Genomic DNA, 25,768 nt, shown 5'->3' on the forward strand with positions numbered 1-25,768 from the left:
CTGCACGAATCGTTGACGTGCACTCGCGTGTAACAAACCGACCGACCCGATGCCATCTGGGCCGAATGTGGTGTCCCTGTCCCAGGTCACAACTAGGAGCACGTTATGACAATCACTGACGACCAACTGCCTGAGTTGCCGGATCTCCACGGCGTGCTTGATCTCGTGTTTCGGGTGCTCGCGCGCGAGGACGGCTATGTGGACAGTGGTCCGAATTGGGTGAGGTTTTTGTCCGCGGATGCCTATCTCGATGTTGAGGAGAAACTGGGCAACAGCACCAGTCTCAGCATCTCTGCATACCTGCTCGACCGGGACGGTGTCACCGTCACAGAGGCTGAGGTCCTCGAGTGGGTCAGCAAGCAGCCGCACCCCGTGTTGGGTGTTCTGTCCGTCGGTCGCGACGAGCACGATGACGGATCGGTTACTGCTCGGCCTCTGATTCGTTTTGAGATTCGTCACGACTCGATCGTTCCGGACTTCATCGACTCCGTTGTCTTGCCATTCGCTGACGCCTGGGAAAACGGTGGCGTTGCGGAGGTGCCCGCCGTGGGTGACCTGTTTCCGTACCGGGTCGAGCCGGCGACGGACGCGCCTCGGAACGCGTGGCTGCTTATGGCAAGCGAGGCGAGCTATCCGACACCGGAGGAGCTCGCCGAAATGTGGGACGACGGTGTGGCCGGCATCTTCGACACGGAATGGACAGCGCCGAAGAACGGAGAGTTCGGCGACCTTGTTCTGGTGTACTTCGTAGCACCGAGGAAAGCCGCGCATTTCGTGGCAAGGATGGCATTGCGACCCTTCTGGGAGTCCGGTCTTGAGGTGAACGCCGACGCGACCGTTGACCCGCATCAGTGGTGGGTCTATCTGACACCACTCGTCGAAATCGAACCCATTGCCTACAAGGAACTCCAACAGGCTCACAACGGCGACCTCCCGCTTCGGGGGCGTTCGGGTCACTATCTGCCATCGAAGACGATCGCGGCCCTCACCTTCAAAGCGGTGCGACCCGAGCAGCAAGCGGAGGTGGATCGCATTGTCCAGATACCAGTCGGCATGGCCGAGCTGCCGGACAAGGCTGACACGACGTTTGAGGAATGGAAGGCGATCCCGGGCGGCCTGTTGCCGTTGGAGGCCAGCGTCTCCGAGCACGTCGTGTGGCCGCTTGCGCGGCTCCTGGATGCCGCACCGTATCTCTCAACCGCACAGATGCTGGACGGGACCCTAGGACCTATTGTGACGCCCGAGTATCGCGTGCCTTCTGGCTTCGTCGACTTCGTCTTCGACTACGGTGGACCTCCAGCTCCCGCGCTTGCGGTAGAGGTCAAACTCACTCTCCTTCGGCCCGCGTCGGGGGTGTGGTCCGACTCTCCGGATTTTCGCCAGCTCCGACGATATATGGATGACCTCGACGTTCCGGGGCTTCTTGTGGACGCTCAGCGTCTCCTGCTCGTGAGGCCTGGAGCAGACGGCCCGTTCGCCGAGATCGTTCGATCCAATGCCACCTGGGGTGACATAGCTCTAATCCGCGATCTCATGCTCGAAGGGTGCCGTCGCAAATCGAATGAGCGTCCTTCGAGACCGAGCCGTCCGACACGTCGAGTGTTCAATCGAGGTTGAAATTCGAGCCACTCTGCCACGGTCTCAAGACACGAACATTCGACCGCTTCCCATGTCGGATCGGTTCGGATCCGTGAGTCTCAGGTGAGGGGGGCGATGTGTCGCTTGCGAGCGGAGTCGCGTTCGATCTTCAGTGATCGAATTGTGTCCTCATCGAGCCCTGGGTCTACGAGCTCCGCGAATGGGCTGGGTTGACCGGTGCGTGCATAGACAGCCTCGACGTAGGCGGCGGCCGCCAGCGTGAGTCTTGCGTTTGCGCGCTGGAGCTGTTTGACGGAAACGCGATGTGCACCAGCGATCTCACCGTGCTTCTTCAGCGCTTTGAGAAGCTCCTTCAGAGCTGAGTCGATCTTCTTCGTCACCTGTTCATTGTGGCGCATCCGCTAGTGCCGGCCCCGATAGTTCACCGGATTGGTCCGCCCGGTCCGGGTGAGCAGCCAGAAACGTCGACTATCCGCATGCTGTTGCCGATGTCAGCATCGGCCATATCTTCCGCAGCGACGTCGCCCTCACACCGCCAGGATGACGCTGGGTGGGTCCGACGAGCTCGTCGAGGACATCGTGAAGTTCGAGGGTGTCCGCCATCTGGGAGCGCGCAGGGTTCGTGCGAGCCCGACACTGATGTGATACTGCTGCGGCTCGGTGGGCGACGGATCTAGCTGGCCGCGGGATCGCGCGAAAGGGCACCGGGGTCAAGCGGGTACCGCGGGGCGAGTCCGTCGGCGATGCATGACCGATACGAGATCTCGTGATCGTCCGCGCGATCCGCGCGGTGACGGGTCGGCTCCATCCGACCGTTGAGGCTTTGGCAACTCGAGCACTGCTGTGCATCCTGCGAGAACCTGTTCGCGCCAGAGCGTCGGTGACCACAGTCCTCGCACGCCCAGGTCCCGCAGGCGGGACAGGGCTGGTTCTTGTTGGTGAGCGCCGAGGGCGCGATGAGGTTGCTCATGGAACCCTTTCGATATCGGTGACGTGAAGCTGCTCGTCCATGAGCGCGCGGCACGCGTTCGAGTTCCACGGGTCGGTGCTGGCGACGACGGGTGTTCACGATGCCGAGAGACGTGAGCACTGCGAGCACGGAATCCAACCGGGGTGAGCCCGTGCCGTTCTCCAGTGCCCGGAGGATGTCGCGGGTGACGTGCGCCCGGTCGGCGAGCTGCGCGGCACTGAGGCCCTCGAGCTTCCGCCAGTGCTTGATGTTCGCGCCAAGCTCGCGAAGGAGGCGAGCCCGGGCCGGGGGTTTCCTGGTGACTATGGTTGCGCCGTTTAGTCGATGGAATCTGTGTCAAGCGCATCCCGTAGATCGGCGATGGTCAAAACTTCGAACGGTCCGTCGACAAATCCCGCGGGGATAGGGTGACGCGTTACGAACACTGGGCGGACCACGTGCCCCTTCTCCGAAGTCGGCAACTTGAGTGCGGCGGCGACTTCAGCTTCATGGGAGAGCAGATCGTCTCGTTTGCGCGCAAGCTGGGTTGCATACGCGGGTTTGTTCTTTCGGTCGAGGTAGAAGTCGTCCAGCTGGTCGCGCATCTGCGAGAGGGCGTGGACGGAAGCAGGGTCTTTCGCCTCAAGAAGAAGCAGTGTCTTCTTTCCAGGCTTGCCGGCCACGACATCGATCTCGGTGGTGAGGTTTTCGAGGTTCAGGCGGCGGGCCTTTGTCTCCTTGATGTTCGTCTCCACGTTCCAGCGATGCTCAGTGAGCACCTGCGCGATGTCGTCTTCAAGGGACTTGTTCTTCACGTTGCGGAACCGCTCGAGCGCCACGTCGAGCGCCCTCGGCGGTTGAGGTTGAGTCCATGGCAAGACGCCCTGCGCGAGATAGGCCTGGTAAACCCGCAAGCTTGTGAGTAGGTAATGCGGCGAAATGACCAGGGTTCCGTCCGAGAGTTCCGGGATGGGTTGCGCTAGAAGGCGACGCTTTCTCTGACGGGTGCGCCAAGGCTGCCACTCCCCTTCGGAAAGTGAATCGGTGGTCGACGTGAGGAGTGCGAGTGCTGCTTGGACCTTTTCCGATCCATCGTCGTCTGCTCCCAGATCGGTGGCGTCGAGAACCTGTCGAACCGCATCCCGCGAGGTGACGACGGCAACGTCACCCTCGGTGCCGTCTACCGGCCAGGATGCGAGCCCCCCGAACACCGCATAGAGGTCGATCGCCCCGATCCCGTATGCAGCCTCCATCGCCGTGCTGACCTCTACATTCATAGGGTCCCCATGGCTTCCGCGGGGCTCGGGGTCGAACTGCTCAGCAGCCATGGCGAGGCTGAGTTCATGCTGGTTCAGCCGATAAGGCGCGCCAGCGTGCGGCTCCACTGGCGTGGGGTCGTCTACGGTATCTATTTCATACAGGTCGTTGATCTCCAGAGCGACGGGTGTTACCTGTAGGTGCACGCCTTCGCTGCGCGTGGTTGCTTCGACGAAAGCATTTGCTGCAGCGAGTAGGCCTGCCCATGAGATCTCGTTGAGTTGAGAGTCACCGCGCGGGTTCTCGCGAAGGGCGGCTTCAACGATCACCTCGTTTGCGCGCCGGAGCTGGAAGGCATCGCTCTGTATCTTGTTCGCGGTGGCGATGGGGTCCCAAGCCAGCGCGAGCGACTTCTGTGACTGCCGAATTCCCCGCAGTTCTCTGTCTCGCTGTGCCGCGCCTCGTTCAAGCTGCTCCATGCCGTACCGGATCAGATCGTCGCGATCGTACGGGGCCAGCTTGGCCCGGAGTGCGTCGAACGCCGCGCGTGAAAGGATCTCTCGATCCAGGCGCTTCGCTTCCGCGCCGGTGTAAGTGCCGGGCGCAACCCCTACGTCCTTGACCGATGTTGCGATCACTCGGTCGATCTCCGAACTCAACGACTCGTTGAAATCGACAGGAGACCGAAGCTCATTGTGTTGTGTGATCGTGTTGATGATCTGAAAGGTCAGAGTAGGCGGGGCGGTCCGCCACGCGCGCGCTACTGCAGCACCATCGTCTTCGGTTACCCCGCCCGAGCGGAGCAACTGCTCGATCAGAGTCGCCATCTCATCACGGATGAGCAAGTCCGCCCCTTCACCATCGAAGGCCTCGAGAACTGAGAAGGCTAGGCCGGCGGAAACATGATGGATGCCGTCGGGGTTCACTTCGCTGCTGATGATAGAGAACAGAGTCTTTGGGTCCGATGCGCTCCCGGGAACGATCTCGAGTACGTGGCCGAGTGCAGTGTGTGGACGGTGCGCGGTGTTCCAGTCCGACTCGACCTGTGCAACGCCGAACGGGATGGCCCCGGCGATGTCAATGACGAGCTTCCACTGATTCGCGGGCCAGTCATCGGACCAAGTCACGGCAACCGGATGCTGACCAGTGTGCAGTACCCAAGCGTCGAGCTCTCGCACTGCCTCACGAATGCCGGGTGCCCCGTCTGTTGAGGGGTTCTTCCAAGCAACCACGGTGGGTGCGTCGGTCCCTGCTCGTTCCGTAAGTGCAGAGTCGCGATCCACAGGCAGGTGAAGCCTGGATAGGGTCAACTCAACGTCGGTGCGTGTCGCGGCTAGCTCCCACTCCGCTTCCCCGCTGTGCGGCGCGAAAGTGATCATGGTTGGACTAGCGCCGCCGGCGAAGAAGGTCTTGCCCCGGTTACGCCAGGGTTCCCAGCGGTCGATGACCTCCCATCCCATCAGCTGCGGGCCGGTGGGGTTGGCTAGATCCTTACAGAACTGGGCGAGGTCGAGGTCGTCATTGGCGGTTTGCGCGATCCAGCGCAGGTCGTCAAGCGACATGGAAGCCAGTCCCGGTCCTCCCGGGCTAGCGGTGATGTGGTGTGGTGACGAGGCAACAAGAAGCGGTATGACTTCGGTTCCCTCGGGGATACTCACGCCGCGGTAAGCGAACGGAACGGAGAGCTGCGTGGGTGACGGGCTCGCGTCCGCGATTCGCTTGACCACTGGCTCCCCGGGAAGGCTGACGCTGTCGCCGAGCTCGGAGAGCATTTGAACGGCAAGAACGACCTCGCGGTCAACGGGCGCGATCCACTGCACTACGTTGCGCGGTGACACCGCGGGACCGTCCTCTAAATCATTGGGTCCCAAGACCGATGGGGAGAATCGCCATAAGTAGTTGCGAGCAGCTGCCGCAGACTCCTGGGCGAATCGCAAACGGGCCTCGGGGAGATGGGCCACAGAGGCACCTAACTCGCCAACTGCGTAACTCAGAACCTCCGGCAAGAAAGCCAGAGGGAGCCAGCGAATCTCAGTGCCGCGCCGAACCCGAGCGCATCTCCCGAAAGCGCTCTGTGGATGCATCGGGTCGAAGGACACAGCGGACGCATCTTTAGTCAGCCATCCAAGTGCCAGATTAAGGCGCTCCGAATCGCCGGGTGCATCTTCGGTGGGTAGTAGCGCACGCGAAGCGATCAGCTCCGCCTCTTGAAGTGTCCCCGTAGGTTCGGCGTCACCTTCTGCTTCGGATGCCGGCCAGCCGGGCGCGAGGACAGCCAGCGATGCATCGACGTGGGCGGTGATGACGTCTACAACGTCCTGGATACCAAACCCGTGAATACGACGAACAAACTCATCGACAGCGCGCGACGTGAGGGTTGCGCGGTCAATATCCGCGACAGGACGCTCAATACATCCCGGGAACAGACGTCGTACAGAATTGCCTATCCGGAGTCGGACGTCCAAGCGCGGATCCGCCGCAACGAAATCTTCGTTCCATGCCAGCGCTGGGAACTGCTCTACCGCCTCCTCGAGGAGTGGATCAAGCGCATGCATATCGACGGAGTCTCCCGATGCCGCCCAATCGGCTCGGATGCTGGCATATGCCATGGCCCCCACGGACGCCCATCGGTGACGCAGATTCGGCGATGAGCCAGCGGCGACGATCAGTGCCCACAGGTCGTCCGCTTGATATGTCCGTACCAGCCTATCGAGCCCGCTCAGCGCATTCGGTCGCGCCTTCTTCGGCTTCTTCGCTTTGTTCCGCCCCATAGGCAGAGCCTATGAGTAGCGAGCGACATCAGCTGGCAACCGGCCCAGCCGCGACAGCGCCGCCAACGGGTTCCTGGTGCTAAATGAAATCGCAGTGCTCGCGTGGCTAGCCGGCCGCGGCGATTGGGAAGACGGCATTTGAGATCGGAGGCGCGGTATCTTTGTTCCCTGGCTGGTTGCGATGGTTTGGGGTCTACGCATTGCGGGCAGCCCGGCGACCCAACATGGTCAGGCCGGCGTCAGTTCCCCAACAGTGTGAGTAAGGGTCACGAGGTCATCGTCTTCCAGCGTCTTAAGGAGCATTCCAACGGTGATCGGGCCGATTTCGGCGGCAGTGGGGGGATTGATCTGTCCGGCATTAGCGAGGTCGACGAGGATGCGATTTCGGAGTTCACCGATGTTCATCCCGCGGCCTCGCATTGCTTGCAGCCACACCTCTTCATTGACACCTACGACAGATGAGCCGGACAGAGAGTTGTCAACGGTGATCCGCCAGCGTGCTTTCAGTGCATGAAGCGCCTCCTCGACCCGACCGGCTACCAGTCCGAGTGCTTCTGCCTTCTCGACCAATTCCTCGTCATCCACATTGATGTTCCAACCTCCCAAAGAACCGCGGCGCAGCAGCAGATGAGAAGTGCTCGCGACAATTCCACAGGCCGGCGGAACGATCATGCGTCCGGGCCAAGGCGTCCGTCCTGCGGCCGACCCGCAGCAAGCGTGTCGCGTTTGGCGCCCCTTCACCGGGCACTTTTGCGGGACAGGCATACGAGAATCCCATGCTCAACTAGCAGGGGGCGGTGTGTGCAAAAGGAACGCGACGAAGATCGGCGAATCGGTCACACGCTCACGATAGGCGCCGGTCTAGGGCGCGGCTACACAGATAGTGACGCCCGGGCTCGGGGCATACTCGATGCGAATCGATCTGCTGTCACCACTCGACCCCCCACGCGCGCCTGGCAACGTCGAGCACCAAGTCGGGGTCGGTGTCGAAATGGTCGACCGGCCGCGACTCATCCACAAAATAGGTGGAGGGCGCGAACATCCACAACAAGACATCTGCGGGATCCCAGCCACTGCCTCGCGCGAGCTCTAGAAGGTCCTCGAGAACACCACGCTGTTTGTCGGACATGGATTCGTCGAGCCGGCTGCCTGCGGACAGGGCATGACGCTCTCCACCAACTGTCGGCTCTTTGCCTGACGCGCTACCACCGCTCATACCCAACTCCTGCCGCTTGGCCGGCGAAATTGCCTTCAGCGTCGCAATGCAAAGGATAACTCCGGAACAGTTCTGTTGAACGACAGAATTGCCTCGTCGACCGTCGCCATAGATTGTCTTTCCGCCATGAAGATTGGCTTTCTGAGAGGTCTGGACACCCTAAATAGCGGGTTCTGTCGAACAAACTCCCAAGAACCGCGGCGAAGCAGCAGATGAGAAGTCCTCGCGACAATTCCGCCGGCCGACGGAGAGGGCACGTGCCCGGGCCAGCGAGTCCGTCCTGCGGCCGAGCTGCAGCAAGTGTGTAGTGTTTGCGGCCCCTTCGCCGGGCATTTTTGCAGGACAGGCGAACGGGAATCCCATGTTCAACTAGCTGCTGATATCGTCGGCCTTGCTTTGCGGTGGGGGGCGTTTCGGTGAGGGACCGGTTTTCGGCGCGGAAATATCTATCGGATCACTGGCGCGCGATTGCACTCGCCAGCGACCACCATACTTTCGCGGTAGCCACGGTGCCCTCCATCGAACCCACCAATAGGTGGGCTGACCTTGAATGTCGAGGCTGAATCGCATCCCTCCAAGGTGAGAACCGAGGCGGCTGGGCTCCCACCATTGGACTATCACCCAGCACTCCGCGAGTGGCGCGGACGCAGAAAAGTGAACCCGTAAGTCCGGGCCCCGGACTTCCAAGAGCGGCGTGGTGGCGGCTATCGACGTCGGGGGAGACGTGCCGTCGATTAGGTCGAGGTCAACCTCGTAGAGCGCCTCAGGACCGATGGCCGAAAGGACGAGCTCGCCTCTGTGCTGGCCATTCGCGAAGCTTTGGATGTTGTCTATCGACACGCGAATTTCTCTACTGGGGGCTTGGCCAGACAGTAAAGTCACTATTCCGAGGAGGATTGCAGCGAGTAACGCGATGAGCGTGACAACGCCCGCTATCCCTACCCAGCCCGGCCAGGAGAGCCAACACCACGGGCCGTCCGAGCACATCGTTGACATGAGCACACCATAGGGCACGATGCGCTCTCATTTAGGGCGCTCTTTGCGCGGGCTTGGCAGAATCTTCGTCGTCATCGCCCAGCTCCCACGGAAGCTCGGTGGGGTATTGAGCTCAGCCGACTCAGTGACGTTCCCTCGGAACGAATCGGATCAGCGGAGTGCCCGAGCAGCCCTATCTGGCCGACGTTGCGGATGGCGTCCGTCTTGCGGGCGGTGAGGTGGCAGTTGACCGCTGCTTTGGGTTGCGCCCTTCAGATGTCGTGCTCAGCGACTCGAAATTTGGAAACTAGGGTCGAGGTGTGAATCGCACCGACCGTCTCTACGCACTCGTCGAGGAGCTGCGGGCGGTGGCACCGCGCCCGAGGAGTGCCCGGTGGCTTGCCGAGAAGTTCGCTGTCAGCTCCCGGACCATCGAGCGGGACTTGTCGGCGTTGCAACAAAGCGGAGTTCCCATTTGGGCAGAACCTGGCCGCACCGGTGGCTACTGCCTTGATTCGGGGCACACCCTGGCACCCTAGGGTTCACTGTCGACGAGGCACTCGCCGTAATAGTCGCTCTGGGCACGCTGGCCACCAGTCCATTCCGCGACGCGGCGACGTCGGCGCTCCGCAAGGTTGTCGCCGTCACCGACGATCGCAGCCTAAGAGAGACAGCGGACCTAGCGACCCGCATCCACCTGCTCGGCGAGCATAGGTCGAATGACGCGCCGCGCGAACTGGCCAACGCACTGCGAACCGGGCACGTTCTACAGATCATCTATACCGATCGCAACGGCATCGCGACCTCGCGAAACGTCGAACCCATGGGATTCGTCGGAAAGGGCAGCAACTGGTACCTGATCGCCTGGTGCCGGCTGCGCGACGGCGTTCGCGCATTCCGAGGCGACCGCATCACCGAGGCGAAGCCTACGGGCGAGCGACCACCGCGGCGCCCGCTGCGCGTGGAGGATCTCGGCATCGTCGAGGGAGAGCTCCGGATGGTCGGCTTGAGCGAGAAATCGCCCTAAACACCGACAGGACGTTGTCGCGCGTCTGGCCCATCCTGGACACGTCGAGCCAAACGGCCCGGCTGAAAGGAAGACCATGGACCTCGCATCGATCCGCATCATCACTCACGACGTCGACAGGCTCGTTCGTTTCTACGAAGCCGTCATGGGCGCTCTCGCCGCGCGGCTGGCTCCTGTCTTCGCGGAGTTCCGAACGGCCACCGGCACCATCGCGATCGCGAGCACAGTAACCGTCGCGATGCTCGGCGACGACGCCCCGAAACCGGGCAGCAACGACACGATCATCGTCGAATTCCTCGTCACGGACGTCGACGCGGAGTTCGCTCGACTGCAGGACGTGCTCGAGGACATCGTGCTCGAGCCGACCACGATGCCCTGGGGGAACAGGTCCACCCTGTTCCGCGATCCTGATGGCAACCTCGTGAATCTCTTCTCACGCGCGACCCCCTGAGACCGATCTGCGTTGTGGACCCTTGCCGCGGCCTGCATGCGTCAATAGGGGACGGCGACGCTCGAACACGACACATCGCCCGGTGAGGGATCCTTCTGCGTGCATCGAGTCGAACCCGTTTCCAATGCTCGAGGGGAGCCGTTTAGGTTGTGGCGAGGCCGATGACGGTCTCGTCAACGACTCCGTCAGCGCGATCAGGACGGTATGCGTGGGGGTGGTCCCGGTGTTCTCGCCCGCATGACGTTGCGCCGGCAGCCACACCGCTTGGTTCGCGGTCAGTTCAACGTCGCGATCTCCGGCCGGCGTGCTGAGCCGTCGATGGAAGTTGGTGAGCGTGACCGTCCACTGTTCGGGTGCATTGTGCGGTGGTGCTCTCACCAGGCTCATCGGCGTAGTCCAGGGCCCGGACATATTCGAGTTTGCTCCCGCTACCTGAACTCAGGCTCGGCGGAATGAAGAGGGGACGCAGCGGCGGCAACACGATCGGCTTCCGGACACAGTGCTCGGAAGAGCCACGTTCGCCCGAGCAGTCTTCCAAGCTCACGCGGGTCCCATGCCCGAACTCGGCCTTGAGCAGCCGCCTGTCCCCTCCATACGAAACAATGAGTTCATGGGAATGCGACGTCTCGAATTCGGTGACAGCCTCAGCGGATTGCTAATCGATGGCGTCGCGGACACGCCCTACGTTGGGGCTGCGTTTCAGTTGACGCGCGACACGGGTGTGACGGTCGAGGTGCCCTATCTTTCCAGTCCGGACGCCGCGCAGTTTGGTCACGTCCAAGCGTGGTTCAAGGATCAGTCCCCGCCGACCAACATGGTCCTGTTGACACCCGAAGGGACGATTTCACTTTTCGACATTGCCTGGAGTGGGCACTCCGAGAACTGGGGCGGGAGGAGTGCGTCAATCGGATCGGTACGACCCGCCCTTGCCATCCTCGGTGACCGCGACGGTGCGCTGGCGGACCCGCTCGTCATGGGCGAGATGCACAGTCGGTTGGACGGGCTGAACGAATGGTCGCGCTTGTCGGCAGTGAGCAGTGACAGCGAGACCGATGAGGAGGGCCGCATTCAGTCTGTGACGATGCTCCTTCATCGAGACGACGGGATCACCTGGCAGCAGGGTGACGCAACGATGGTCATTCGGGCGGGTTGGTTTCACTCCCCCGAGCAGGATGGGTATTACCGCAAGACGACCGTGGACGACAACGTGCATATCGAGAGCACCTTCGGATCGGGGCCGGCGCCCTTCTGGGAGCACTTTGTGGAACAGCGCAAGGTCGCCAACCTTATGGTCTTTCTATTCGGGCGACCGCTGTCCTTTCGCGAGCACCAACTGCGCGATGACCTGTTCGCCTCGCGGACGAACGACGGGCGAATCTATGCGCATCCGCTGACCGAGATCATCAGCCGGCACACCTATCGGGAGCGGGGCACCGAAATTCCGTCCAAGGAGGACCTTGGACGTCCGATCGCGCACATGGCCCAGATAGGGGCCGAGGGACTGGCTACATGGTCCGAAAACTACGGCACCTGGGAGCGTTTCATTCTCCCTAGCGTGAGTGTTTTGGGCCGCACCGGGAAGTACATCGAAGACATTGTCATTTCCACTTCGATGAGCATCGAAGCCGCTGGCCGCATCATTGGCGAGCGAGACGGCGAAGGAGTGACGTGGACACAAAGCCGCAATCCGAGACCCACGATGGCGACGGACGTCTACCGATGCCTTGACGTGCTGCATGTGCGCTAGCCGGAGCGCATTGGCGACACGGTTGGGCTGTCGCGAGCTATTGCCAACAACTACAACGACGTCAAGCACTATGACCGAGGCGACTTCCCTGACCACGACGAGTCCTACGTCGTAAGCGAGGTCAACCAGATGATTGTGCGCCTACTGGCTATCCACATAACCGGCCGAGGCGACGAGCTGCTGTCGTCCTATCGGGAAGGCAACAATCTCTACGAGATAATGCAGATGCTCGACGCGTACGGACTCCGAGTTGACGAGACCGGACGTTGGCATCGCGACACCCGATGATATGCATTCCGAGTGACAGACAACGTGCCACGCGGGCATCAATCACCCTCGCCGCTGGGATATGGGTGGAGCGATAAAGGGATGCTTCACCGGGCACTCGCGTTTTCGATGGCTATAGGGAGGCCTGCTTCGCGAACGCGTGGCCCCGTTCTACCCGCGCTGGTTCAACCCCCAACTTTTGGGGACTTCGCTTGGGGACGCGAGTCAGCGAGGGCAGCAGGCCATTCCCGCCGATGAGTCGTCACCTAGTGTCGCGGCCGTCCAGTGCTCGCCATATCCGTCAACGAACATCGACGCCCACGGTTCTTTCGCGGCACGATGCGAGGAGTGCATTGGTTCGTGCATCGCGGCAGTGCGCTGACTGACTTCAAGGCCGACCCCGGGCTGTTCGGAGAAGCGTGCGTCCCCGGAATTGGGGCTCAGTCTCCCACCCTCCAGGCTTGTAACGTCAACGTAGGGCGACCTCGGGGGAGTGATGGCGGACATAAGCGCGCCGACGAAGAAGACCATGCCGTTGCGGTACGCCGGGCGCTGCACGGCCTGTCAGCGCGAACTCCCGGCGGGCACGGTCGCCGTGTACGACAAGTCCTCCCGCACTGTCTGCTGCGTGAACTGCGGGACTTCCGCGGCCGAGGATCAAACGCCCGTCGTGAGCGGCCTAGCCGGAGCGTCCGCCGCCCGGCAGAATCAGCGGCTCCACGACGCTCGAGAGAAGCGCGTCCGCGAACGCCACCCAAAGATCGGCGGCTTCCTTCTCGCCGTCACCGAAGACCCTCAGAGCACTCGTGCCTGGGCAACCGGCGCGGCTGGTGAGCAGAAGCTCGGCGCGTGGTTGGACGGTGTCGCCAATGAACATGTGACCCCGCTGCATGACCGCGGGATCCGGGGCACGAAAGCGAACATCGACCACCTCGTGGTCGGCCCGCAGGGCGTCTTCGTGATCGACGCCAAGAAGTACACCGGCCAGGTCACCCACCACGTCGATGGCGGGTTCTTCACACCGCGGGTCGACAAGCTGATCGTCGGCCGCCGCGACTGCACCAAGCTGGCTGCGGGCGTGGAGAAACAGGTTGGACATGTTCGAGCTGCACTTGACGCCGCCGGCCTTACGGAGGTTCCTGCGTACGGGTTTCTCGCATTCGTTGACGCCACCTGGGGCCTGTTCAGCCGGCCGTTCACCATCGGGACGGTCACCGTCCTCTGGCCGCGGAGGATGGCGGAGCTCGCGGGCCGCCCCGGAGACCTTGACACCACAACGGTGAGGCGCGCCCTCACCGTGATCGCGGCCGCGTTTCCGGCGTACACCTGACTCAGCTCCGGGCTCCGGGCTCCACTCGCTTCGCCGGCCACGTCCCGCCTGGCACCGCCTCCCGGACCGTCGACGTTGCGTACGCTCCCTGACGGTGGCGGCTCCCGCTCATCCCGCCCTGGCCGGCGGAGCGGCGTCAGTGAGTGAAACCGCGTGAGCGGCCCCGGGTTTTGGTCTATCGGCCGCTGCCCCTAGCCGCTGAAGGGGCCGCGGCGGCGAGCTCCAACGTGATCTCCTCGTCGCTCAGGGTGATCGGCTACCGAGACGGCTTTGCGGCGTCGTGGCGGTTCGCTATCTGGCGCTACCTGACGCCCGACTTCACGCTGAGTTCGTCGGCCTCTTCGCCCGTCAAGTGTCCCGCAACCGATCTGTCCCGTAACGCATTGGATACGAGGCACTTCGTTTACGAGACAGAGGGCCCCGACTGATCCCCGGGTGTCCCGGAGAACCAAGCACATGCCACCAGATCGCGCAGCAGACCCTTGCTCATAGCCCTAAGAGATAGGGCCGTTATACAAGTTCGATTGAGTAACTGGCGCCTTGAGACCGTACTTCTCCGAAAGCCGCTGAATCAGCGGAAGCACCCATGGTTCAGCATCGGGTGCTAGAAACACCTGTTTTATCGCCATATCCAGGTTGACGCGTACGGGAATTCCTGCCCCAGCATCATGGGCAATTAGTCCTTCTTCGGCATCAAGGCCCGCTGAGGGATCGATCTTGACTTCAGCGGTTGACCAATGAACTAATCGCACCTCGTTCTCGTGCTCGAAGCTGAGTCGCTTGTACATGAACGGCGAAAGCGCGTTGGTGTCATTCATGTCGAACTCGTCGTAGTCGACATAATGTACCCGTCCGCCGGTGATCGGCTGGCTTCCCAAGATGGACGCTTTGAGCTCACCCCAGGTCGTCTTGATTGCAATTCCTCGGCCGTCGCGCTGGTAGATCTCCCACATTGCCGCTGACTCGTACTCCGATAGATGCCAGCAGTTCAGGTACATGCTCGGCGAAAGCGGATGACTTCTGATGTGGGCAATGAAGCCAGCCTCATCCTCAGCCTTCGCACCGTAGTTGCCCTCCCATTTGTCCTTCATCAGAGCGGCCTGAGTGAAGTGAAGCTCGCGAGTGTCAATGACCGAGAGAAATCGTGTCAGGTCCATGTAGCGCCAGACCGTCGCATCGTCTGGAGGCTGATCTGAAAATGACTTGCTCTCGAAGAACATGTGTGGATTTTATCCACCCGTTGTCAGACCGCGTGTGTCGTAACGCAGGGATGCGAGAACCCAGCAGCGGAAGACTATGCGTTGGCCCGAGCCGCGGCGACGTCGATGGAGTTATCGATCGACGATGCTCGCGATGGCGGTTCCGCGACGGTCATCATCCATATGGAGTCGCTTCTTGAGATGAGGGGGCTGAGGGCGTTCGAGGGTATTGCGCAGCGCTGCTAGCGCGCCCGCTCCCCCAAACAGGGCACGTTCTCCGCCCCATTCGTCCCTCCCTCTGGGACGTGCGTTGCCGTGGCGTATTTGATTCACTGACCTGAAGGAAAGGGGAATCATGGGCGCGAACGCGCGGCGGCGTCGAGAGCAGAAACAAGGTTCGCGGTCCACAGCTGGAGCGGGGTTCCCGATGATTGACTCGCACGACTTCAACCGGATGGCGCGGAAGACGTGCTCCGAGTGCGGGTCGCCCCAGATCGAGTGGACCTCGCTCGGTGCAGTTGCAGAGGGTCCCGAGCCCTATCGGACGCCCGCGAGGGAACTGCTTCCGGTTCTTGGCGCTAGCGCGGAAGCGTGGACCTGCCGCAACTGCGACGGTTTCGGGGCGTTCGAGCAGACGTTACACACCGGCGGTTTCTGAGGACGCCGGGCACTAGCTGCATGAGTCGGTCGGACGTTCAAGCTGCGTTGGGACGCTACGAGACCGCCTTGCGCGCTCTCGGCGCACCCGTCATGGTGAACCTCCGGCCGGCCATCTCTTCAGCCGAGATCCGCCAGCTCGAAAGCCATTTCGGCGTCGAGCTCCCGGATGGGGTCCGCGCCATCTGGGAATGGCACAACGGCGTTGACGGAGCACGCGGCGCGAACGCCGCAAATGCGGCACGAATGCTGGTGCCGCATCTGGCGTTCGGTGATCTCGCCTGGTCGCTGGAGTTCGCGGACGAGTTCTTCTCTATCGTCGCTTCCGCCAACCCTACGTCGGACTATGCAGGCCGACGGTTCGTGAGCCTCCTGATAGGCAACGTCGGGTTGGTCGTCAACCTGACACCTGGAGAACCCGACCTCACGTATCTGAATGACCCGATGAGCTCGGCGATGTCTGACTATCCCTCAATGCCGATCGCTGATCGGATCGACTGGTGGACGTGGGCGATCGAAACGGGCGCGTGGTCGCTGACCGAGGAGGGCGATTGGACTGTGAATCTTGACCTGTACCCGCAGGGCCAGAATCGGAACGTTCTGCTCTGAGGGCGACACGCAAGCCCTGTCCGAAGCGGGCCTCACAACTCGCGCCAGCTCAACCCCAGCGCGGCCATTGCCTGCTGGAGCTCGCGGACTTTATCGGTTCCGGCGAACTTGTCGGGTGGATGAGCGGGCTGGCTGGATCGCTGCCGCGCTTGAACACCGCCCACATCCGGAAGTCGTCGCCCATCCTTGATCGCGAAGGCGACGCCGTCGTGCAGCCCTCCTGCCAGGCAATTCCGGCTATAGGCCGAGTGTTCTTTCGGTGGATCTTCGGTTGACCCTCGGCGGTTTATAGCTAGAGTCATTTCGAGGTGGTTTCGATGGATATGGCTACGACGACTCGCAATGCTCACGCGGCGTCCGCGAGGATCGGTATCCGGGAGATCACGCGTCGCTTGAACTCTGCCCTCGGCGCGACGCTTGTCGCCTCGCTGGCTGGCAGCAAGGACCCCAAGATCAGCTATAAGTGGGCCCGCGCCGATGGACCTGAGCCGAGGAATGACGTGGTGCGACGCCTGCAGTTCGCTCACACCCAGTGGCTTGCGATCACGGAGTCTGAAGGCGAGCAGGTTGCTCGCATGTGGTTCATCGCGTCGAACCCGCTGCTGGACTACGACACCCCCGTGGATGCGATCCGCGAGAACCGATTCAAGGAGGCCGCCGCGGCTGCCGCGGCGATGGTGGAAGACGGCTTCCTCGGGTGACGGGTCGGATCGGCAGCTCAACGGCGCAGTCCCGGCCTGGTAGGCGTAGCCCGGTGAGGCGCTCCCTGCGGCCGCGCCCTACTCGAAGGGGGGCAAGATGCGTATGGTTGTTTCACGGGCCGATAATCTCGTGCCGAAGGTGGTGTTCCCCCCTGCGTCGGCATACCAGGCGCGTGGCGAAACCGGAGGAGTCCGAATGGCGAGCGCTAAGGTATCGGCAGCCGTCCGAGCGAGCGTCGCGGAGCTGTCTATGGTCGGTGCAGCGCAGGGAAGAGGTTCAGACTTCGTGATCGCGGTCCTGCGTGAATTGACCGACCTTGTGAACAGTTCATCAATGGGAACCGAATCATCTCCCAAGATGCGTCCATCGAGAGTTCCCTGATGGATGAGCGACGGGTCACCAGGAGTGGCCTCTCGCCCGAGCAGGTTGACTACCTCATTGAGTCGGGAGACTTCACTCCAAAAGAGCTTGCAGACGCTCAAGCCCGTGTCGCGCGAGGTGACCTGGCCGCGGAGGAAAGGGCGACCCGCCAGCAAGCGATCGACGAGTCCCTCGGTCTTTCCGAGGTCGCGGAGCTCTTGGGCGCGTCCACTGAAGACGTTGACCGTCGGCGGGTAGACGGCGCCCTGTTTGCCTTCCGCGCGAATCATGAGTTCCGCTATCCGACATGGCAATTCACGGGAGATCCGCAACGGCCCGTCCTGCCCGGGCTCGAGCGTCTCGTTCAGGCACTTCCTACCGATTGGCCTCCCGCGGGGATAAGGGGCTTCATGTTGACGCCACAACGCAGCGCGCGCATTGACGGCGTTCCGGCGACGCCGGTGGAATGGCTAGTGGCCGGCGGAGATCCACAGGTGTTGAGCGACATCCTGAACAGCTTCCTGCAGTCCTGACGTCAGCACTGCTTCGCGGGTCAGCCGACGTAGGCGAATGATCGCGCCGCGGCGATCACGTTCTTGCCGTCTTGATCGGGCCGGCCATCACGGAGGACGCGCGCGGGCGATTGGTCGGCGAGTGAGGGATTCATGCCCTTGAACCATGATTGGACTGTGATCGCCTCGTTGCGATCGATTAGCAACGCAGCCGCGTGATACGCCTGCCGAAGTCGTACCTCGACGGTGGGCTCCGGCGCCTCATCGCGCTCGGCCCAGCTCGAGACGACCTGGGTGGATTGAACGCCGCCGATGTAAGCGACCAAACGCACGCCGAGGATTTCACGAAGTCGGGTCACCAGATCACCGATCGGAAGCGCGATCGATTCGTCATAGGCGTCCTGATCCGGGCGTCGATCTGCAGCCGCGGGGAGTTCGACCATGCAGTCAGCGTAAGCGTTCCTACTTCGTCGTGAGCGCATTAAGCGTGCCTAACGAGGCTCGATTTTGAACCGTCTTCAGTGTGTGCGCGAACTCGCGCGCCTGTGCGAGGAAACTACCAAGCAGATCTTATGGATCTCAAAGTAGTGATCACAGGACTGACGAAGACCCAGAGCGGACTATGCCGTGGCGCTGTTGCTTTGAAAGGCAAGCCCTGGTACAGAAAGCCCTGGGACGCTTGTCCCTGGGATGCCAGAACGTCTGGGCCTGCCAGACAGACCACGTCATCGGGGTGTTCCAGAAAGCCCAGATGGTCTGGCATTGGCAGATAGCGCAGTATGGGTGTTTCAGAAAGCCCAGATGGTCTGGCGTTGCCAGATAGCGCAGTCGGGGCCGATGCGGAAGGCATGGAGCTCCCGACATCGCCGCGTTGGCCATGCAAATAGACACAAGCATTGCTTGACAAACAAGCCTTGTCTTTTCCCTGCCCCGGTGGCTTGTGGACCCGACAAGCCTTGCCTAGGCAAGACAAGCCTTGTGTTGAAAGACAAGCCTTGCCTAGGGAAGACAAGCCTTGCGTTGAAAGACAAGGGGACCGCTGAAGGTCTTGGTGACTCGTGGCCTACATCGCCGGTGTTTCAGGGACCCGCACGGTCCGAGAGTGGGCTGAGGCTACTCGCCGGCCGACACCAGCCGCCGTGGATCGGCTACGCGTCGCACACTGGGTCGTGATGTTGATCAGCCAAAGCGCGGGTGAGGCCATCGTGCCCATCTGGTTCCAGGGAATGAACCCGCACCTCGGGGACCGCACCCCGGCCGGCGTGCTGCACGAAGGACAGCTTCGACGAGGCAGGTGCGCGCGTCCTCGCTGCAGCGAACGCTTTCGTCGGCTCATAATGGCGGGCACGCTCGCCGCGCAAGGGTCCAACAGTCAGCTTGATTGGCCCTCGGTCGACCCTTCCCAAGCTACGGCGGTTTAGTCGGGAGGAGCTGGAGGTCACTCCATCGCGGCCTGGATGCGTCGGTCGAGATCGTCGAGCTCGGCCAGTGCTCCTGACGCAGCCCAAACGCGGTTCTTCTTGCGCCCGGTGATTTCCTGGATGTACCCGGCCCGGGTGAGTTGCTCAATGGCGCGGTATGCCTGAGAGGCAACTGAGCCGGAACGGGTCTCGATCTCGTCAGCGCTCATCACCGGGTGGTCGTAGAACGCCTGAATCAGCGCGGCGGCAGCAGACCCGGCACGTGGGCGTAGCTCTGCGGCCCACTCATCGGGCATCGCCTTCAGGCGAGCGATGGTGTCGCGCGAGCACTCGGCCGCAGCACGCGCCGATCGCGCGAAAAGGTCAACGAGCGGCGCGGGGTCGCCGAGGCGGTACGTGCCGAGCGATGCAAAGTAATCGTCGCGTCGCGCGAGGAGACCACTGGCGAGCGGCACGACGGCGTTACGGGTGACTCCGCGGCGGCGCAGCACGGCGGATACCAGCGCGCGGCCGATGCGACCATTGCCATCGGTAAAGGCGTGGATTGACTCGAACTGGGCGTGACCGATCGCGGCCTGCACCATCACCGGAACATCGTCGCGGTTGAGGTACGTCACGAGATCCGTCATCAGCTCAATGACCCGCTCGGACGCCGGCGGCACATGGAGAGCATCGCGGGGCGAGTAGTCGCTCCCGCCTATCCAGTTCTGCATGTCTCGCAGACGGCCGGCGTAATCGGCCTCGTCTGGGTCGTCCGCCATCAGAGCGCGGTGCGCGCTCGTGATGTGCCCAAGCTCGAAGCGCCCGCGCTCACTGACTGTCGTGATGAGCTCATGCAGCGCGGACGAGGCGGCGACCATGCTCACCGCAGAGGCGTTGCCTCGACTGCCTGCGATCGCTTTGGCGTAGTCAACCGCGGTTGCGGTGATGCGCTCGATCTTCGAGGAGGCCACAGATTCCGAACGCATCATGAAGCGGCTGAGCGCCGCGGAGTGCCCTTCGGCATCAGTATCGGCCTGCGCGACAGCGAGGAGAGCCTTCTCAGTTGTTAGCAGCACACCCAGAGGCGGCACGTAGTCGAGCGTCTTGATCAATGGTGGGATTGTCGCGTCGACCGAACTGAACATCCGGTCTTCGCGCGTGCCACCGCGCACCTGCTGACGCCAGGGCAGAGTCTCAACCCCGTGCGGAGGCCAGGTCGGATTGGTGACATCGATTTGCATAACCACGATTCTACTGCCTCTAAGTAGTGTTTATGCCTGCTAACCACAAATTTGCACCGGAGTAGTGGTGATTATTCGACACGCTCTACAAACGTTTTTCAATCAAGCCCCACCTCGACGACGCAGGGGGCTTCCACGCTTGGTGCGTCTAATACGAGCAGTCAGCGGCACCAATAAGGCCCCGTAGCCGACCTAGATGTAACGAAAATCAGTGAGCCGCGCACATGCAGAAAGAGCTTCCGCACATGTAGCAGCCCGGCTTTCCATCGCACCGGTTGCAACCGCAGCCGGTGACCGGTTCTGTGTGCTTGCGGCTCGCCGCAGCGTCGTCAGCGTCGTAATCACTGCGGCATGAGGCACAAGTCAGCACAAGTACGTCCATTCTTCTTCATTTGGCCAGCCCGAGCTTGCCCGGTCCTGTATCCCGCGAGCATATAGGCCAAAGGCGACAACGACTTGTTCAGATTCATGTCCCTCGCACCGATCCGCGGATTGGTGATCTCGAAGTCATCGACAGCGACATTAGTGTCGACACCCTTGGTCCGTCGCGGGGGACAAGAATCACCCACCGCGCATAGTCGATGCAGGCGTGACGCTCGTTTCGATGCAAGTACGCTTTTAGCCATCGACGGCCGCCGCCGTCGGATTCGCGGGGCTCCTCGTCGTTCTGCTCCGGGGCGACGAGGTGCGCGCTATTCTGACCGATCTGGTCACCCGGGCGCTCTCCTCGGCCGGCTGAGCCGTGGCCTCCCTGCCACTGCGCGATGAGCGCGGCAGTGTGACCGCCGAGTTCGCCGTCGTGCTGCCGGCGGTGCTCGTCTGCCTCGGTCTCTGCATGGGAGCGATCCAGGCGGTGGCGCAACAGGTGCGGCTGACCGACGCGGCGGCCGTCGCGGCGAGGGCGTTGGGGCGGGGAGACGATGCCGACGGCATCGTCTCGCGTTCCGGCGCGGCGATCGAAACAGAGAGAACAGGAGGGCTGCTGTGCGTACGACTCACGGCGGCGAGTTCGGTGGCCGGTCTCGGTCCGCTCGGGGTGTCGACCTCGGCGAGGGCCTGCGCGCTCGACGACAGCGCGCCAGGAGCCGGGTGATCGGCTCCGAGCTTCGCAAGGCGCTGCGCGACGATCGAGGCGCGGCCGGCGTTCTCGCTCTCGCGATCGTGGGCACGCTCATCGGACTCACGGGCGGAGGCGTCGCCGTCGCCGGTGCGTACGTCACGGCGCAACGCGCTGCCGGGGCGGCGGATGCGGCGGCCCTGGCGGCGGCGGAGGTCGCCTCGGGCGCCCTCCCCGGCTACCCCTGCTCCGAGGCCGCTCGGCTCGCCGAAGCGAACGGCGCCCGACTCGAGTCCTGTTCCGTCGACGGCCTCGTCGTCACGGTCACGACCGTGCGGCCGTATCTCGGGTCGTCGGCTCGAGCGCGGGCGCGCGCCGGACCGCCCGACTCGAGTTCTCGCTCGGGTTCGGGTGAGGGCAGCGGTCCCGGCTCAGCCGAACGACGCTCAGCCGAACAACGCCTCCAGATAGCGGTACTCGACCGCGCTGGGCCGTTCGTCGAGAGCGTCGTCGGAGGCGAACTCGATACCGGAGGATCGGACGTAGAGGTAACGCTTGGTGCCGGAGCCGGCCGGAATCTCCAGGCGGGGGCGCGGCACGCCGGAGTCGAGGAATTCGGTGGTGACGGTGATTCCCTCGAGGGGGCCGTCGATGAGTTTGGCGGTGTACGTCGTCGTTGAAGTTATTGCCATACACGCCATTTTCCTCGCACGACAGGCAACCGCAAGGGCTGCGCCGTGGGCGAACGGCGTCGACCGGATTAGGCAGACAAGCGGCTCAGGTGTGTATGGTGTGCCTGTTGGGCGTCGAGCCCACGCTCGCCGCAGGGGTGCGGCGCCCGGGGGAGCGCGCTTTCAGACGTCTAACTGTTCAATGCAGTGCGTATATATAGAGGAGTCAGGTGCCTGACACGAAGAAACTCGTCATCGTCGAGTCTCCGAACAAGGTCAAGTCGATCGCCCAATATCTGGGCGACGGATACGAGGTCATGGCCTCGGTCGGACACATCCGCGACCTCATCGAGCCCAAGAACCTTCCGCCGGAGCTCAAGAAGGGCTCGCTGGGCAAGTTCTCCGTCGACGTCGAGAACGACTTCGAGCCGTACTACGTGGTCTCCGACCAGAAGAAGAAGACGGTCGCCGACCTCAAGCGCGCACTCAAGAACGCCGACGAACTCCTGCTCGCAACTGATGAGGACCGCGAAGGCGAGGCCATCGCGTGGCATCTCATCGAGGTGCTCAAGCCCAAGGTCCCTGTCAAGCGCATGGTCTTCCACGAGATCACCCGCGAAGCGATCGAGAAAGCCCGCGACAACACCCGTGACATCGACACCGCACTCGTCGACGCGCAGGAGACGCGGCGCATCCTCGACAGGCTCTACGGCTACGAGGTGTCACCGGTGCTGTGGCGCAAGGTCGGCCCCGGCCTCTCCGCCGGCCGTGTCCAGTCCGCAGCAACCCGGCTGGTCGTCGACCGCGAACGCGAACGTCTCGCGTTCATCCCCGCGTCCTACTGGGGTCTCACCGCACACTTCATCCCGGAGGCCGAGACCGGTGCCGAGACGCCGACCGGGTTCGAAGCCCGGCTCGCACGCCTCTCCGGTGAGCGCGTCGCGACCGGTCGCGACTTCGACGACCGTGGACAGCTCACCTCGTCCGCCCGCACACTCGACGAGACGGGCGCGACAGCGCTCGCCGCGGCGATCAGCCTCGGCAGCACGAACGTCGCCGTCGGCAAGGTCGAGTCGAAGCCGTACTCCCGCCGCCCCGCGGCGCCCTTCACCACTTCGACCATGCAACAGGAGGCCGCGCGCAAGCTGCGGTTCTCGGCCCGCCAGACGATGAACGTCGCCCAGTCTCTGTACGAGAACGGGTACATCACCTATATGCGAACCGACTCCGCGTCGCTGTCGCAGCAGGCCACGAACGCCGCCCGCACCCAGGCGGCGAAGCTCTACGGTCCCGAGACGGTGCCGGACAAGCCGCGCACCTACGCCTCCAAGAGCAAGAACGCGCAAGAGGCGCACGAGGCCATCCGTCCGTCGGGCGAGACCTTCCGCACCCCCTCCGAGCTCTCGTCGGTGCTGCGCGGCAACGAGTTCCGTCTCTACGACCTGATCTGGAAGCGCACCGTCGCATCGCAGATGGCCGACGCGAAAGGCCAGACGGCCTCCGTCACAGTCGAAGCGGCGATCACCGAAGGCGACTTCGCCGGAACGCTCGCCGAATTCACCGCGAGCGGAACGGTGATCACCTTCCGCGGCTTCCTCAACGCCTACGAAGAAAGCAGAGACGAAGAGCGCAACGCCAACGCCGAACCGAGCGAGGCGAAGCTCCCGCCGCTCGAAGTCGGCCAGGCGCTCGACGTCCAGGACGTCGAGGCCGACGGCCACGAGACCACCCCTCCTCCGCGCTACACCGAGGCGAGCCTGGTCAAGACGCTCGAAGAGCTGGGTGTCGGACGCCCGTCGACCTTCGCCAGCATCATCTCGACGATCGTCGACCGCGGCTACGTCACACCGCGCGGACAAGCGCTGGTCCCGAGCTGGATCGCCTTCTCCGTGGTCCGACTGCTCGAGGACTACTTCGGCGACCTGGTGCAGTACGACTTCACCGCCGAGATGGAAGACGATCTCGACCGCATCGCCGACGGCGAAGCCCTGCGGCTCGACTGGCTCAACAGCTTCTACTTCGGCAGCGACAAGCACAAGGGCCTGCGCCGGGTCATCGACAACCTCGGTGAGATCGACGCACGCTCGATCAACTCCATCCGGATCGACGACGGCATCACGCTGCGCATCGGCAAGTACGGTCCCTACCTGGAGCTGGCCGAAGAGGGCGCCGCCGAAGACGCGACACCGCGTCGCGTGAACATCCCGCCGGAACTGGCGCCCGACGAGCTCACCCCGGCCAAGGCGCGCGAGCTGATCGATGCCCCCGTGCTGACCGACCGCGTCCTCGGGGTCAACCCGGAGAACGGCAAGAACATCGTCGCCAAGGACGGCCGGTTCGGCCCGTACGTCACCGAGGTCGATCCGGACGAGCCGGAAGCCACGGATGCGTCAGCGGTCGACCAGTCCACCGGCGAAGTGATCGAGCAGCCCACGAAGAAGGCCCCGGCCAAGAAGAAGGCGGCCGCCGCGAAACCGCGCACCGCCTCCCTGTTCAAGACGATGGATCTGGCGACGCTCGACCTGAGCACCGCGCTCCAGCTCCTCGACCTTCCCCGCACGGTCGGCGCAGACCCCGAGAGCGGCGAAGAGATCCAGGCGCAGAACGGGCGCTACGGCCCCTACCTCAAGAAGGGCGCCGACACCCGCTCGCTGACGAGCGAGGACGACATCTTCACGGTCGACCTTCCCGGCGCCCTCGAGCTGTTCGCGCAGCCCAAGTACGGCGCGCGCCGCGCGTCGAGCGCGCTGAAGGAGTTCGAGGCGGACCCCGTCAGCGGCAAGGCGATCAAGGTCAAAGACGGCCGTTTCGGGCCCTATGTGACCGACGGCGAGACCAATGCGACCATCCCGCGCGGCGAGACGGTCGAAGAGGTCGACTTCGCCCGCGCCGTGCAACTGCTCGCCGACAAGCGCGCGAAGGGCCCGGTGAAGAAGAAGGCTCCGGCGAAGAAGGCACCCGCCAAGAAGCCCGCGGCCAAGAAGCCCGCCGCCAAGACGACGGCAGCGAAGACCACGGCAGCAAAGGCCACGACGACCCGCAAGCCGGCGGCCAAGAAGCCGGCGGCCGAGTGAGCGGGAGCCAGACGTCCGAGACCGCTGCCACGGGAGCGCCCGAAGACGGACTGTTCATCACACTCGAGGGCGGCGACGGGTCGGGGAAGTCCACCCAGGCCGCGCTCCTCGAAGAGTGGCTCACCGGTCAGGGCCGTACGGTCGTGCGCACACGCGAACCGGGCGGAACGGACGCGGGCGTGGAGATCCGGGAGATCGTCCTCCACCACCGCGGCGACATCTCGCCGCGGGCCGAAGCGCTGCTCTACGCCGCGGATCGCGCGCACCACGTCGAGACCGTCGTCCGGCCGGCCCTCGCGCGCGGAGACGTGGTCCTGCAAGACCGCTACCTCGACTCGTCGGTCGCCTACCAGGGCGCCGGCCGGGTGCTCGACGCCGATGAGATCCGCAAGCTGTCGCTCTGGGCGGCGCAAGGTCTCCTGCCCGACCTCACGATCCTGCTCGACCTCGACGAGACCGTCGCACGGGCCAGGCTCGACACCTCCCGCACACGGTACGACCGACTGGAGGCCGAGAAGGCCGACTTCCACGCGCGGGTCCGTTCGGCGTACCTGCAGCTCGCTTCGGCCGAACCTCAGCGGTTCCTGGTCGTCGACGCCGCCCGGCCCGCCGACGAGATCGCAACCGAGATCCAGGCAGAACTCGGCCGGCGCATCGCGCCGACGCGCTGAGCACGCAGTGTCCGCGGCGAACG

At 63.3% G+C, this 25,768-nt stretch carries 21 protein-coding genes and 2 pseudogenes; 14 read left to right on the forward strand and 9 right to left on the reverse strand.

What is annotated here, in order from left to right; translation table 11 throughout:
- Positions 1-105: 105 nt before the first annotated feature.
- On the forward strand, positions 106-1,617 hold the full coding sequence (locus ACFVV5_RS06330; RefSeq protein WP_387240626.1) for a hypothetical protein: 1,512 nt from the start codon (positions 106-108) through the stop codon (positions 1,615-1,617).
- 80 nt (positions 1,618-1,697) lie between these two features.
- Here ACFVV5_RS06330 and ACFVV5_RS06335 read toward each other — a convergent pair whose 3' ends face one another.
- The 5 genes from ACFVV5_RS06335 to ACFVV5_RS06355 all read right to left on the reverse strand — a co-directional run bounded on the left by ACFVV5_RS06335 (position 1,698) and on the right by ACFVV5_RS06355 (position 7,792).
- Positions 1,698-1,979 (reverse strand): hypothetical protein, encoded by a 282-nt coding sequence (locus tag ACFVV5_RS06335; protein ID WP_387240629.1) that lies wholly within the window; start codon positions 1,977-1,979, stop codon positions 1,698-1,700.
- Between the two features lie 293 nt (positions 1,980-2,272).
- A complete protein-coding gene (locus tag ACFVV5_RS06340) occupies positions 2,273-2,875 on the reverse strand; it encodes a helix-turn-helix domain-containing protein (RefSeq protein ID WP_387241320.1) in 603 nt (200 codons plus the stop codon).
- Between the two features lie 11 nt (positions 2,876-2,886).
- Positions 2,887-6,576, reverse strand: a complete 3,690-nt coding sequence (locus tag ACFVV5_RS06345) for a hypothetical protein (RefSeq protein ID WP_387240632.1) — start codon at positions 6,574-6,576, stop codon at positions 2,887-2,889.
- A gap of 228 nt (positions 6,577-6,804) precedes the next feature.
- A complete protein-coding gene (locus ACFVV5_RS06350) occupies positions 6,805-7,248 on the reverse strand; it encodes a hypothetical protein (RefSeq protein ID WP_387240635.1) in 444 nt (147 codons plus the stop codon).
- A gap of 256 nt (positions 7,249-7,504) precedes the next feature.
- The gene (locus ACFVV5_RS06355) at positions 7,505-7,792 is read right to left on the reverse strand and encodes a hypothetical protein (protein WP_387240638.1); all 288 of its coding nucleotides are present in this window, start codon (positions 7,790-7,792) and stop codon (positions 7,505-7,507) included.
- A 1,343-nt stretch (positions 7,793-9,135) separates the two neighbouring features.
- Here ACFVV5_RS06355 and ACFVV5_RS06360 point away from each other — a divergent pair.
- The 5 genes from ACFVV5_RS06360 (at position 9,136) to ACFVV5_RS06380 (ending at position 13,589) form a co-directional block, all read left to right on the forward strand.
- Positions 9,136-9,306 (forward strand): helix-turn-helix transcriptional regulator, encoded by a 171-nt coding sequence (locus ACFVV5_RS06360; RefSeq protein WP_387241323.1) that lies wholly within the window; start codon positions 9,136-9,138, stop codon positions 9,304-9,306.
- Positions 9,307-9,542: 236 nt separating this feature from the next.
- Positions 9,543-9,794 carry a helix-turn-helix transcriptional regulator gene (locus tag ACFVV5_RS06365; protein ID WP_387241326.1) on the forward strand — a complete coding sequence of 84 codons (252 nt, stop codon included), beginning with the start codon at positions 9,543-9,545 and terminating at the stop codon, positions 9,792-9,794.
- A 76-nt stretch (positions 9,795-9,870) separates the two neighbouring features.
- The gene (locus ACFVV5_RS06370) at positions 9,871-10,245 is read left to right on the forward strand and encodes a VOC family protein (protein ID WP_387240641.1); all 375 of its coding nucleotides are present in this window, start codon (positions 9,871-9,873) and stop codon (positions 10,243-10,245) included.
- A 553-nt stretch (positions 10,246-10,798) separates the two neighbouring features.
- On the forward strand, positions 10,799-11,992 hold the full coding sequence (locus tag ACFVV5_RS06375) for a hypothetical protein (RefSeq protein ID WP_387240644.1): 1,194 nt from the start codon (positions 10,799-10,801) through the stop codon (positions 11,990-11,992).
- A gap of 862 nt (positions 11,993-12,854) precedes the next feature.
- Positions 12,855-13,589, forward strand: a complete 735-nt coding sequence (locus ACFVV5_RS06380) for a nuclease-related domain-containing protein (protein ID WP_387240647.1) — start codon at positions 12,855-12,857, stop codon at positions 13,587-13,589.
- Between the two features lie 494 nt (positions 13,590-14,083).
- Here ACFVV5_RS06380 and ACFVV5_RS06385 read toward each other — a convergent pair whose 3' ends face one another.
- Positions 14,084-14,809 (reverse strand): DUF2971 domain-containing protein, encoded by a 726-nt coding sequence (locus tag ACFVV5_RS06385; protein ID WP_387240650.1) that lies wholly within the window; start codon positions 14,807-14,809, stop codon positions 14,084-14,086.
- A gap of 705 nt (positions 14,810-15,514) precedes the next feature.
- Here ACFVV5_RS06385 and ACFVV5_RS06390 point away from each other — a divergent pair.
- The 3 genes from ACFVV5_RS06390 to ACFVV5_RS06400 all read left to right on the forward strand — a co-directional run bounded on the left by ACFVV5_RS06390 (position 15,515) and on the right by ACFVV5_RS06400 (position 17,649).
- Entirely contained in the window at positions 15,515-16,054 is a 540-nt protein-coding gene (locus tag ACFVV5_RS06390) for a hypothetical protein (RefSeq protein WP_387240653.1), read from the forward strand.
- A gap of 317 nt (positions 16,055-16,371) precedes the next feature.
- Complete coding sequence (locus ACFVV5_RS06395) at positions 16,372-16,755, forward strand: hypothetical protein (protein ID WP_387240655.1); 384 nt, start codon at positions 16,372-16,374, stop codon at positions 16,753-16,755.
- A 381-nt stretch (positions 16,756-17,136) separates the two neighbouring features.
- Positions 17,137-17,649 (forward strand): hypothetical protein, encoded by a 513-nt coding sequence (locus ACFVV5_RS06400; RefSeq protein ID WP_387240658.1) that lies wholly within the window; start codon positions 17,137-17,139, stop codon positions 17,647-17,649.
- A 20-nt stretch (positions 17,650-17,669) separates the two neighbouring features.
- Here the strand turns inward: ACFVV5_RS06400 and ACFVV5_RS06405 are convergent, their stop codons facing one another.
- Complete coding sequence (locus ACFVV5_RS06405; RefSeq protein WP_387240661.1) at positions 17,670-18,071, reverse strand: hypothetical protein; 402 nt, start codon at positions 18,069-18,071, stop codon at positions 17,670-17,672.
- Positions 18,072-19,066: 995 nt separating this feature from the next.
- A complete protein-coding gene (locus ACFVV5_RS06410; protein ID WP_387240664.1) occupies positions 19,067-20,272 on the reverse strand; it encodes a Fic family protein in 1,206 nt (401 codons plus the stop codon).
- 625 nt (positions 20,273-20,897) lie between these two features.
- Between ACFVV5_RS06410 and ACFVV5_RS06415 the strand changes: the two are divergent.
- The 3 genes and pseudogenes from ACFVV5_RS06415 to ACFVV5_RS06425 form a co-directional block, all read left to right on the forward strand.
- Positions 20,898-21,011, forward strand: a pseudogene (locus ACFVV5_RS06415) (DUF4244 domain-containing protein); the annotation flags it as partial.
- A gap of 3 nt (positions 21,012-21,014) precedes the next feature.
- The gene (locus ACFVV5_RS06420) at positions 21,015-21,365 is read left to right on the forward strand and encodes a TadE family type IV pilus minor pilin (protein ID WP_387240667.1); all 351 of its coding nucleotides are present in this window, start codon (positions 21,015-21,017) and stop codon (positions 21,363-21,365) included.
- A pseudogene (locus ACFVV5_RS06425) lies at positions 21,362-21,700 on the forward strand (Rv3654c family TadE-like protein); the annotation flags it as partial. The gene ACFVV5_RS06420 and the pseudogene ACFVV5_RS06425, both read left to right, overlap by 4 nt.
- 75 nt (positions 21,701-21,775) lie before the next feature.
- Here the strand turns inward: ACFVV5_RS06425 and ACFVV5_RS06430 are convergent.
- Entirely contained in the window at positions 21,776-22,021 is a 246-nt protein-coding gene (locus ACFVV5_RS06430) for a hypothetical protein (RefSeq protein WP_387240670.1), read from the reverse strand.
- Positions 22,022-22,230: 209 nt separating this feature from the next.
- On the opposite strand from ACFVV5_RS06430, the gene topA reads away from it, so the two are divergent.
- Together topA and tmk are read left to right on the forward strand one after the other, a co-directional pair.
- On the forward strand, positions 22,231-25,074 hold the full coding sequence (gene topA / locus ACFVV5_RS06435) for a type I DNA topoisomerase (protein WP_387240673.1): 2,844 nt from the start codon (positions 22,231-22,233) through the stop codon (positions 25,072-25,074).
- On the forward strand, positions 25,071-25,745 hold the full coding sequence (gene tmk, locus ACFVV5_RS06440; RefSeq protein WP_387240676.1) for a dTMP kinase: 675 nt from the start codon (positions 25,071-25,073) through the stop codon (positions 25,743-25,745). Before topA ends, tmk begins: the two co-directional genes overlap by 4 nt.
- Positions 25,746-25,768 lie beyond the last annotated feature (23 nt).

This window comes from Leifsonia sp. NPDC058248, from assembly GCF_042881905.1.
GTDB lineage: Bacteria > Actinomycetota > Actinomycetes > Actinomycetales > Microbacteriaceae > Leifsonia.

What these genes read in the sequence shown, in the direction of transcription:
- ACFVV5_RS06330 (WP_387240626.1), top strand. Translation starts at nt 106, where the DNA reads ATGACAATCACTGACGACCAACTGCCTGAGTTGCCGGATCTCCACGGC.
- ACFVV5_RS06345 (WP_387240632.1), bottom strand. Translation starts at nt 6,576, where the DNA reads ATGGGGCGGAACAAAGCGAAGAAGCCGAAGAAGGCGCGACCGAATGCG.
- ACFVV5_RS06350 (WP_387240635.1), bottom strand. Translation starts at nt 7,248, where the DNA reads ATGATCGTTCCGCCGGCCTGTGGAATTGTCGCGAGCACTTCTCATCTG.
- ACFVV5_RS06355 (WP_387240638.1), bottom strand. Translation starts at nt 7,792, where the DNA reads ATGAGCGGTGGTAGCGCGTCAGGCAAAGAGCCGACAGTTGGTGGAGAG.
- ACFVV5_RS06370 (WP_387240641.1), top strand. Translation starts at nt 9,871, where the DNA reads ATGGACCTCGCATCGATCCGCATCATCACTCACGACGTCGACAGGCTC.
- ACFVV5_RS06375 (WP_387240644.1), top strand. Translation starts at nt 10,799, where the DNA reads ATGCCCGAACTCGGCCTTGAGCAGCCGCCTGTCCCCTCCATACGAAAC.
- ACFVV5_RS06385 (WP_387240650.1), bottom strand. Translation starts at nt 14,809, where the DNA reads ATGTTCTTCGAGAGCAAGTCATTTTCAGATCAGCCTCCAGACGATGCG.
- ACFVV5_RS06395 (WP_387240655.1), top strand. Translation starts at nt 16,372, where the DNA reads ATGGATATGGCTACGACGACTCGCAATGCTCACGCGGCGTCCGCGAGG.
- ACFVV5_RS06400 (WP_387240658.1), top strand. Translation starts at nt 17,137, where the DNA reads ATGGATGAGCGACGGGTCACCAGGAGTGGCCTCTCGCCCGAGCAGGTT.
- ACFVV5_RS06405 (WP_387240661.1), bottom strand. Translation starts at nt 18,071, where the DNA reads ATGGTCGAACTCCCCGCGGCTGCAGATCGACGCCCGGATCAGGACGCC.
- ACFVV5_RS06410 (WP_387240664.1), bottom strand. Translation starts at nt 20,272, where the DNA reads ATGCAAATCGATGTCACCAATCCGACCTGGCCTCCGCACGGGGTTGAG.
- ACFVV5_RS06430 (WP_387240670.1), bottom strand. Translation starts at nt 22,021, where the DNA reads ATGGCAATAACTTCAACGACGACGTACACCGCCAAACTCATCGACGGC.